Genomic DNA, 9,852 nt, shown 5'->3' on the forward strand with positions numbered 1-9,852 from the left:
AGGCACATTCCATACCCGCAGACATTGTAATTGTTGGATTCTTCTACGCTGAATATGGCGTTATGCAGAAGCGACCTATGCATTATTTCTTCTATCTTTGGCAGTTCGGAATATACATGCTTTGCATTCCGGTGGAATTCAGCGGATCGAACCATTGAGGGATAAGCCGCAGGGAACGAAATGACGTTTCCGAATACGTTTCTTATCAGGCCATCCGAGGTATCATGAAGATCTATATCATCCGTTAGCAAAGATATTTCATCCAATACCCTGACGAAGACAGCATAGGGTGATTCTATCTCTCCGTCGGCAGGATCCAGATCGGTGATCTCGGAGGAATATGCCAATTTTCCGTCTTTGATCAGAACCATGGCCTTCTTAGCAAAGTTTTTTGCCTTTTCAAGATATGTTTCATCAAAGGTTGTTTCAAACATATCTATCATTGCCTGAGAAAGAAATGCGTAATCTTGGATGGTAGGTATTTCCAGAATCTTACCATTGAATAGCCCGTGCACAACGGATCCCTCGTTCAGCTTGATGATCCAGGAGGAGAGATCTGAAGCACGTTTCAGATATCTGGCATCAGAAGTGGATCTATATGCCCACGTCAGCGCTGAAATCATCATGGCGTTCATGTCAACAAGTTTTTTCCTGTCTATGAATACATCATCTCCTTCCTTTATGGATCTGAGCTTCGCTATTCCGATGACCAGAGCTTCCTGCACATCCCTGGATTGCGTCAGATCGTCGAATTCATTGTATGTGCCTGAAAAATAGAGAAAATTCATTCCTCTGTTTTGTCCGAACGGATCAGAAAAATTTCCGTTTACATTGATATCATATACGCTTGTGAATTTTGGAAATATATCACCAAGTAACGCCTTAATATCGTCATACCGAAAGAGGTAATGGCCTCCTTCGACACCCTTATAATCGGCGTCCATGGCTGTATAATAAGCTTCACCGTCATACATGTCTCTATCCATGAAATTATAAATGTCATCGATCATCTTCACATAAAATGGATCTTTGAAAAGAAGAAACATCTTTGCGTAAACCTTCATCAGCTGAGCCTGCGTGTAGGTCATCTTTTCAAAATGTGGTATTATCCACATGGAATCCGTTGAATATCTGAAAAATCCTCCGAACAATGGATCATGAACGCCACGGATGGCTATAGTTTTGAGGGTTGTTTCCAGAAATTTTTTGATATTCTCGTCACGTCTGTCCTCGTATCTATCCATAAGAAACTCAAGAACTGGCGTATTGTAGAATTTTGTCTGTCCCGAAAAACCACCATCCGTGAAGTCAAGGTATTTTGCTATTGATTCGTACAGGCGATCGCCTATGGACTCAGTTATCTTGGCCGAAATGCCTGATCTTTCCTCGATTGCGTCAGTTACGGCTTTTGCCTGGTCATCAAATTGTTGAGGATTCTTGATGTACATCTCAGAAAGCTGAATTAATATGGTCTTCAATCCGGTCATGCCGTTCCTGTCTTCCTTAGGAACATACGTCATGGAGAAAACAGGTCTGCCATCTGGCAAGAGAATGACATTCAAGGGCCAACCCCCGTTCCCATTTATAACCTGAGATACCTTCATGAAATATGAATCAAGATCCGGCCTCTCCTCGCGATCAACCTTGACTGCTATATAATGATCATTGAGTATCTTCGCGATCTCAGAATCGACGAAGCTCTCATCGTGCATGACATGGCACCAGTGGCAAGAGGAATAACCTATACTAAGGAATATAAGCTTGTTCTGATCTTTTGCGGTTCTAAGCGTCTCCTGGGTCCAGGCGTGCCAGTTCACGGGATCATCTGCATGCATCAGCAGGTATGGACTTGAGCTTCTAGACAGTTCATTCGACATAAGGTTCTATTTGTTTTTGAATTAATAACTTTCCCTATTTTTGACCGCAACAAAAGGGATTTCATGATCTTCCCAACATTGAAATAGCTAGGCTGTGTAATCGGGCTTTCTTATACCATCCCTTCAAGTATTTTCTTCATAGTAATGGCATTCTTTGGCGCATAGCCGTTGTAATCGTTGTTGAAATATATATAGACTACTTCAGGATCCATATCGACTATCTTCTGCGCAAAGGCTCTCAGCCTGTCATCCGGATAATCAGTGGCATAGCCATTGACATCACCATGGAGCCTCAGATAAACTATCGAATCTCCCTTGAACCATAGAGGTATTCGGTCAGAACTTATGGCCGCGATATGTATGTCGGTTCTTTGCAATTGGGACATTGCTGACTCTGAAAACCATGTGACATTTCTGAATTCAACAACATTGCAGAATCTTTTGTTAAGGGTACTTTCTATGAGAATGAGATTTTCGGGAGAGTATTTGAAGGAAGGCGGCAATTGATAGAGTACACATCCGAGCTTCCTTCCAAGCGCATCGATAGCTTCGTAGAACAAAGTAAGATCTTCCTCAACGTCTCTGAGCTTCTTCACGTGTGTTATTGATCTGTTCATTTTCACGCTGAATATGAAATCGCTGGAACTCTGTTTTTCCCAGGATCTAACTCTCTTCCTATCTGGAAAAGAATAAAAGGATGAGTTGATCTCTACAGTGTCGAATTTGCTCATATAATATTTGAACCATTCTTTCTTATCAAGATCCTCCGGATAGAAAGTTCCTCTCCAATGTTGATAATACCAGCCAGAACAGCCTACTCTGATCTGCATTTTACCACGTGTACTGATCATCCAAACTTTGTTTTATTCTGCCAAGGATCGATATAGACCTGCACTTATAGATCTTGAAAACTCTAGATGCTTTAATCAATACGGCATTGTATGCCTGTGGTACCATCCATTTCCTTATCACCATCGGCTTCTTTACATTTTCCGGTGAGGTGCAGGTTCTGTCGATCATACCGCATAAACCTTCGTTATGGATTGAATCGGTCAACTAAATATAATTCGTTAACTCATAAACTTTTTTGCGTTACGAATATTCATGTATATAGCAGATAGAGCCCAAGTTTTTGCTCTCTGAGGATCCTGGTCTCCAATCAGCATATAAAGATGAAATGATAAAAGCCTTTTAACTTGCGGATTCATTTCCATATATGAGATATCTCATAATAAGCGATGCTCATGCGAATATAACGCCGGTCTACCGCGTGATCGAGGAGGAGAAGTACGATAAGCTTATATTCTGTGGAGATGCCGTGGATTATGGCCCAAATCCAGCGGAGGTTCTCGATATAATCAGAAGCAACGCAGATGTCATTGTCTCTGGAAACCATGACTATGCCGTTGCGCATTCAGTTGATTGCAGGTGTGGAGAGGAAAATCACGACCTATCTATCTATACGCGCAATAACATAACGATCAGGAAACTCGGAAAAAATGACATATCCTATCTCAAATCTCTGAAGATCAGGGAAGAGATGGATGTGGATGGTTCTAAATTTCAGATCATACATGCCTCGCCACGAGACGAACTGTATGGATATATGTATCCATGGTCTGTTCCAGATCATATGAAAAGTGCAATAGGGGCTCCAATCGACCCAGCAAATTACTTCATAGGGCACACACACTATCAATTTGTCCTTAGATATGCCGGGAACTTTATCATAAATCCAGGATCCATCGGACAGCCTAGAGATCAGAGGTTTCCCTCATATGCTGTCTACGATCCTGATAAAAATTCTATAGAATTGAAAAGATTCGATTACGATCGTTCAAGGTTGAGATCCGAATTGAGATCACTGATTGTGGATACGGAGGTACTTGCCAGGATCTATGCGCTCTTCGGTATGTGAAAGGTGATACGGTGGTAGCTCGGCAATTACGTAAAAAAGAAGTATCAATTTGTAATATGTGGATGATAAATTAATGAAATGTGTAGTTTGTGGCAAGAATGAGGCCATTGAACATGGCGTATGCAGCCAGTGCCTTTATGAACGTGCGAATATAGAGAATATAGGCAACGTCAATATAGCAATATGCCCTAAATGCGGATCTGTTAGGATAGGAAAGAAATGGTACAGAGAAGATTACGCCGATCGTCTTTTACCACTTATAATGGATGAGATAAAATGCACCGATCCAGTGGCCAAGATCACCGGCGATCCCAAAAGTATATATTTCGATGAGTCCAGCCGAAATTTGGTATTGAAGGTCAGCATCGAAAGACAGAATATGGATTCAAAAGTTGAAACAGTTTCTGTTCCATATTCGGTCAATTATATAAGCTGTCCAACTTGTAATAAGGTTACAGGATCCTATTTTGAGGCCACTATACAGTTGAGAACAGTGAGTATGAAATATGACGATATGCTGTCAGGAGTTCTGGAATCCATAGAAAAGATAATGGAGAAAAGAAGGAAGATGGATGCCGCATCTTTCATATCAAAGATAGAGAAAAAGCCTGAAGGAATAGATATATATCTGGGAAAGAAGGGCGATGGAGATCTCATATCTTCCTTCATCCTGGATCACTACTTCGCCACGCTTATAGTCTCCAAGTCGTTGGCGGGAGTAAAGGAGGGTAGGAAATTCTTCAGGTTCACTTATTCACTCAGAATTCTGGATGCTCCAGAAGGCGCGATAATCTCGGTGGACAAAAGAAAATACATTTTAACTGCGGTTAGAAACAGACACATAGATGTGATAGATGTGGATACCGAAGAAAGGGGAAGGATAAACAGAAATGTCTTCTTTTCAAATGATGGTAAGATCATAACAAAGGAACCTCAGGTGAAGAATTTTATAGTTATCTCAAGGACTGAAGATGAAAGCCAGCTGATGGATGCTCAGACATTCAGGATCATTACAATAAAGGGCAGGACCGAGGGCAACGAGATCAAACTTTTCACATATAAAGGCAAATATTTTCTATGAATTGATCTGTTATTTTTATACATAATCTTTATATAAAAATTATGAAATGATGATACTGGATGAAAATCTCTGTGATGGGTCTCGGTATATCTGGTCTTTATCTTTATAAAAGATTGAAAAAATCAGGTTTCGAAGTTTATGCCTTCGATGTAAAGAGACCGAACTATTACATACCATGTGCGTATGGAACGAATTTCAATCTGATGAAGGAATACATGTCTGAAATCGATCTTGATTTTGAAGGCTACGTATTACACTGGGCAGAAAACATTACATTCGCAGGAGAAAATGGTTCTATTGTTGACTTTAGGCCATCAGGCCTCATAACATTCGATCGTAACAGGCTGCAATACGATCTTCGAAAAGAGATAGACATCGAAAAAAATAGCGAAACAGACATCATCGTTGATGCAACCGGGGTCTCCAGATATTATCTAGGGCAGGCACCTGATGATGTGACATATTTTACCAAGGAGTATTTAACAGATTCGCAGATCCATGACGATTTTTATTTTTTCTTCTTAAAGAACGGTAGTGGATATTTATGGGAATTCCCGCTTGGGTCAGGCCTATCGCATGTTGGCGTTGGCTCCATAAGGCATGAGGATCTTGCCTTCATAGATGCCTATCGAAGATTGAGGATAACCGGCAGGAAGATACGGATGAAACCTTTATTCGAAAAAGCTGTGAAAGGCAATATAATTGGAATAGGTGAGGCAATCGGAACCGTATCACCACTAACTGGTGAGGGAATAATTCCATCTATAGAATCTGCAGAATTGCTCTACAGATCTATATCTAAAGGTGGCACTCTGGATGAAATTGAAGACAGATATGTCCGTAGTCTTAAGAAGAATTTCTCTGCTTATTATGCCCTTTCAGAATTTGTTAGCCGCGTACAGAAGGGGATGCTTGTAAACTTTTCAAATATAAGATATCTTCCTTTGATATCCAGAGATCTAAGGCACTTCGGGATAGATTTTAGTCTGTCCAAGGCGCTTAAAGCGATCATTTGATTTATCGATCCCTTTTCATCTTGATCATTCTATGCAGCAAATGCGCGGAGCATGAAAGATCTGTTAGCATAAGCTGATACAGTTAATCTTTTTAATAAATTAATAATGAAGGGGCATGGAGTTTAACTTACATGCAGTATCATCACAGGAAAAAGAAAGAGATTTTGATGTTGTCATAGTCGGTGCAGGCGCAGCAGGATTTTCTGCCGCAGTATATGCTGCAAGGTCTGGATTCTCAGTCGTGATCCTTGACAAAGCCGTTGCGGGCGGCCTGACTGCAGAGGCACCTCTTGTGGAAAACTATCTTGGATTCAAAAGCATAGTCGGTTCTGAACTCGCAAAGCTTTTTTCGGATCATGCGGCTAACTATGCAAAAATCAGGGAAGGTGTGGAGGTCAGATCCATAAAGAAGACCGCAAGCGGATTCGATATAGAGACCAGCGACGATACCTATCATGCGAAGTATGTTGTGATTACGACAGGAACAACGCATAAGCATCTTGGCGTTAAAGGTGAATCTGAATACTTTGGAAAGGGGACCTCTTACTGTTCCACATGTGATGGATACCTGTTCAAGGGAAAGCGAGTCGTTGTTATAGGTGGAGGAAATTCAGGAGCCATAGCGGCCATATCCATGAGCGAATATGTGAAAGATGTAACTATAATCGAATACATGCCCAAATACATGTGCGAAAATGCCTACGTACAGGAGATCAAGAGCAGGAAGATACCATATATTATGAATGCACAGGTAACTGAGATTGTGGGGGATGGAAAGAAAGTAACAGGTGTTAGATACAAAGACAGAACAAGTGGAGAGGAAAAGGTCATTGAAACAGACGGAGTCTTTGTGTACGTCGGCCTGATCCCACAGACATCCTTCTTGAAGGACAGCGGCGTAAAGTTGGATGAAAGAGGCTACATAGTCGTAGACTCCAGACAGAGGACAAGCGTCCCAGGCATCTACGCTGCCGGAGACGTCACCTCTGGAAGTTTCGCCCAGATAGCTTCAGCGGTGGGTGACGGCTGCAAGGCGGCACTCTCAATGTATTCCGATTCCATATCAAGAAAGTAGAGATCCGCCGACGATACCACCGCTCAAAGTTAGAATTCAAACAATATAAATATGTACCTATATTTTTTGAAACGGATCATCGATTCGATATATCCAATTTTATAGGAAATTTATGTTTCTATAAGAACTGTAAAACTCCCATCCTTGACCATGATGTACTCGAACTTCCACCAATGATAGAATTTAATGAAAAATTATTCAAGACTTATAAGAATGGCCCTAGTAAAGCTCGAATACAAGCCTGTGTGCACTATTGATAGATCCTGAATGAATTAGATGTCTGGGCTGAGATCTCTTCGTTGAAAGTAAGTTCGGAAGATTCAAGTTAATAATGGCTCGCGCAATACTTGTCTTCTTTCAATTTCTTCACGCTGATGAAACGGTTATTTCACCGTACATCCCGTGTTCGGCGTGTCCTGGATATGTGCATATGTACCACAGAGTCCCTGTCTGGGCGAAACTGAAATCATAGACATAATAGGCAAAATGGCCTTCAGATTGGGGTGGTAGATATGGCATCATTGACCCCATTTCACCCATGTTCCCCATGATCGTATAGCCATACGGCGGAGCCACATCGGTTATGACAAAGTTATGATAAGAGTCCGTGTCTACATTGACTGCATAGAACCTTACAAGACTTCCGACTCTTATTATAAGATGAGGATTATACAGTCCAAAAATTTCAAAGCTGTACATGCTGGGAGAATTCATTGGCCCGAGCATCACGAGGATCGTTGCACTGCTGTTTATGAATATCTCATTTGAATCCGGCAGAACACTAATGTTGCTGGTGGTAGCGTTCAGTGCTTCTAACTGTGATGCGCTTAGATACCTGGTTTCAGTTGTTCTTCGATGCTCGATGATGATCGAAGCGGTTAGAAGCAGAAGAACAACTATAAGAATTCCGATAATAATTGTTGTTCTGCTTTTCTCCAAATAGACGCCTCCGGTAGAACGATCCTAAACGTTTATATAATAACATCCTGTGCATTTTGCATTGATGGATGAGGCATCTCTACCATTATTTAAAAAATGACGGGATCATTCCGATCCGATTATGCGCCAGCACATGCCGAATCGCTAATCATGTATGGCCGTTCCCATCACTTGGCTGACTTACACAAATCCAGTGATCTTCATTATCTCGACTATAACCACTATGACAAATATTGAACCTATGGCCTCATAAACCAAACTTTCCCTTATTTTGTTGGCTGTTGTCGAGAAAAAATAACCTGAGATAAGCGAAATCGATCCTATTATGGCTGCATCTAAGAGGGATATCCTTCCCACAATGATATACCCAGCTGATCCGCTCAGAGCAGAAAAGATCATTGCAAGCGTAGCCGTCCCGACCATCTTTTGAGCACTAAGCGAAAATAACAGCATAAGTATACCTATGAACATTATTCCGCCACTCGTACCCAGTGTTCCAGTTAGTATGCCTACTGGTATGCTAAGAAGAAATGCGAGAAGAAAATGCGATCTGGTGTTGTCTGCGCTCTTCTTTTCCTTTATGTTAATTCCATGGCCCCTCGCTCTTCTGAACATCTGCACAGCAAGCGCCATGGTCAGTATTGAAAAGGCTATCTCAAGCGGGGTTTCTGACACGCTTATGGCTATCCTTATTCCTATCTGAGTTCCAAGCAGTGCACCAAGTCCCATTATCAATGCCGGGGCTATGGCTATGTTCTTGTTTCTAAAATAGACGTAGATGACAGTTGAAGTTGTTATCACGTCAACTAGAAGACTTGTTCCCACGGAATCCTGAAATGTAAGGCCCATGAGACTCAGAGCCGGTACAACGATCAAAACACCGCTGCTTCCTGTTATTCCTGTGAGAGCACCAACTGAAATACCGATCAGAATCAATAGAAGTAATAAAGGCATAGCCCCACATCAAATCATCCTAATTAATCATGTTCAAATCTTATTATATTGCAGAAACGAAACATTTGCCTTCATGAATGTGGAAAATAAGGAAAAGCTTATCAATCGTTAGAATATTACGATTTCCAATTTGTTGTTCTGATGTGATGGCCGGGGTGGGGTAGTGGCTATCCTTGGGGACTGTGGATCCCCGGACCCGGGTTCGATTCCCGGTCCCGGCCCTAAAGTTCAGAATATCATTGCATGGAATTTTTAAGGTCAAATTGCATAATATCAATATGACCCCTTCCGTAAACTCCAAGAGAGCTCTATTTATAACGTCAGCTTTGGCCATAATATCTGCATGGATCACGATTTTGGCTTCGATCATGTTTAATCCATGGTTTTCTGTCACTCATAATGCATTGAGTGATCTCGGTGGAGGAAACCTAGTTCAGAATGGGCATCCAGCCCCAACCTTTCCCTTCATCTATAATGATGGAATGATTTTAACTGGCCTTTTTATAGGTGTATTTTCATCGTTTGGAATATTATATTCAAAGAACAAGGTCGAAACTTCTGGGCTTTCTTTCTTCATAATATCTGGGCTATTCCTCGCCCTGATAGGTATATATCATGAGGGTACTTATCCGCATAATTTCGTTTCCATATGGTTCTTCATACTATCGAGTATCTCATTTTTTACCATTAGTCTGTCCAGAGTGATGACGAAGAATTATAGAAGCGGTCTCTCTTCAATTATTATAATCATGGTTTCTTGGTTCATAGAGCATGCTGTTAAATGGGGTTCAGTTGCTGAAAGCGAAATATTCGGAATAATCGTGATAGATCTCATAGTTATAATATATGTGATGACTTGGAAGTAAACATATGTCTGTGTTCACCTATTTTTCAGGTCTGTCGTTATGAATCATGAAGAACACGCTATTTAAAAGATAAGTTAGGAGTTTAGGGGAAGCTGTAAATTTCAACCTCTTCGGACATGAGATACA

9 protein-coding genes and 1 tRNA gene are annotated in these 9,852 nt (G+C 41.2%); 6 read left to right on the plus strand and 4 right to left on the minus strand.

What is annotated here, in order from left to right; all coding sequences use genetic code 11:
* Nucleotides 1–1,877 (minus strand): thioredoxin domain-containing protein (locus Q0C15_RS00375; RefSeq protein ID WP_297214867.1); only part of this gene is annotated, 1,877 nt, incomplete at its 3' end.
* Nucleotides 1,878–1,987: 110 nt separating this feature from the next.
* The gene (locus tag Q0C15_RS00380) at nucleotides 1,988–2,707 is read right to left on the minus strand and encodes a DUF72 domain-containing protein (RefSeq protein ID WP_297214869.1); all 720 of its coding nucleotides are present in this window, start codon (nucleotides 2,705–2,707) and stop codon (nucleotides 1,988–1,990) included.
* Nucleotides 2,708–3,093: 386 nt separating this feature from the next.
* Between Q0C15_RS00380 and Q0C15_RS00385 the strand changes: the two genes are divergently transcribed.
* The 4 genes from Q0C15_RS00385 (at nucleotide 3,094) to Q0C15_RS00400 (ending at nucleotide 6,967) form a co-directional block, all read left to right on the plus strand.
* Nucleotides 3,094–3,795: a metallophosphoesterase family protein gene (locus Q0C15_RS00385; RefSeq protein WP_297214871.1), complete on the plus strand. Its 702-nt coding sequence runs from the start codon at nucleotides 3,094–3,096 to the stop codon at nucleotides 3,793–3,795.
* A 73-nt stretch (nucleotides 3,796–3,868) separates the two neighbouring features.
* Nucleotides 3,869–4,876 carry a 60S ribosomal export protein NMD3 gene (locus tag Q0C15_RS00390; protein WP_297214873.1) on the plus strand — a complete coding sequence of 336 codons (1,008 nt, stop codon included), beginning with the start codon at nucleotides 3,869–3,871 and terminating at the stop codon, nucleotides 4,874–4,876.
* Between the two features lie 59 nt (nucleotides 4,877–4,935).
* Nucleotides 4,936–5,892 (plus strand): NAD(P)/FAD-dependent oxidoreductase, encoded by a 957-nt coding sequence (locus Q0C15_RS00395; RefSeq protein ID WP_297214875.1) that lies wholly within the window; start codon nucleotides 4,936–4,938, stop codon nucleotides 5,890–5,892.
* Nucleotides 5,893–6,007: 115 nt separating this feature from the next.
* Nucleotides 6,008–6,967, plus strand: coding sequence for an NAD(P)/FAD-dependent oxidoreductase (locus Q0C15_RS00400; RefSeq protein ID WP_297214877.1), 960 nt, complete (start codon nucleotides 6,008–6,010; stop codon nucleotides 6,965–6,967).
* Between the two features lie 366 nt (nucleotides 6,968–7,333).
* Here Q0C15_RS00400 and Q0C15_RS00405 read toward each other — a convergent pair whose 3' ends face one another.
* Together Q0C15_RS00405 and Q0C15_RS00410 are read right to left on the minus strand one after the other, a co-directional pair.
* Nucleotides 7,334–7,906, minus strand: coding sequence for a rusticyanin (locus tag Q0C15_RS00405; RefSeq protein ID WP_297214879.1), 573 nt, complete (start codon nucleotides 7,904–7,906; stop codon nucleotides 7,334–7,336).
* Nucleotides 7,907–8,086: 180 nt separating this feature from the next.
* Nucleotides 8,087–8,860, minus strand: a complete 774-nt coding sequence (locus Q0C15_RS00410) for a sulfite exporter TauE/SafE family protein (protein ID WP_297214881.1) — start codon at nucleotides 8,858–8,860, stop codon at nucleotides 8,087–8,089.
* A 149-nt stretch (nucleotides 8,861–9,009) separates the two neighbouring features.
* On the opposite strand from Q0C15_RS00410, the gene Q0C15_RS00415 reads away from it, so the two are divergent.
* Both Q0C15_RS00415 and Q0C15_RS00420 read left to right on the plus strand, forming a co-directional pair.
* Nucleotides 9,010–9,081: transfer RNA gene (locus Q0C15_RS00415), tRNA-His, on the plus strand.
* A gap of 57 nt (nucleotides 9,082–9,138) precedes the next feature.
* Nucleotides 9,139–9,726, plus strand: coding sequence for a DUF998 domain-containing protein (locus Q0C15_RS00420; protein ID WP_297214883.1), 588 nt, complete (start codon nucleotides 9,139–9,141; stop codon nucleotides 9,724–9,726).
* The last annotated feature ends 126 nt before the right edge of the window (nucleotides 9,727–9,852 follow it).

The organism is Thermoplasma sp. (assembly GCF_023256435.1).
In the GTDB taxonomy this organism is placed as follows: domain Archaea; phylum Thermoplasmatota; class Thermoplasmata; order Thermoplasmatales; family Thermoplasmataceae; genus Thermoplasma.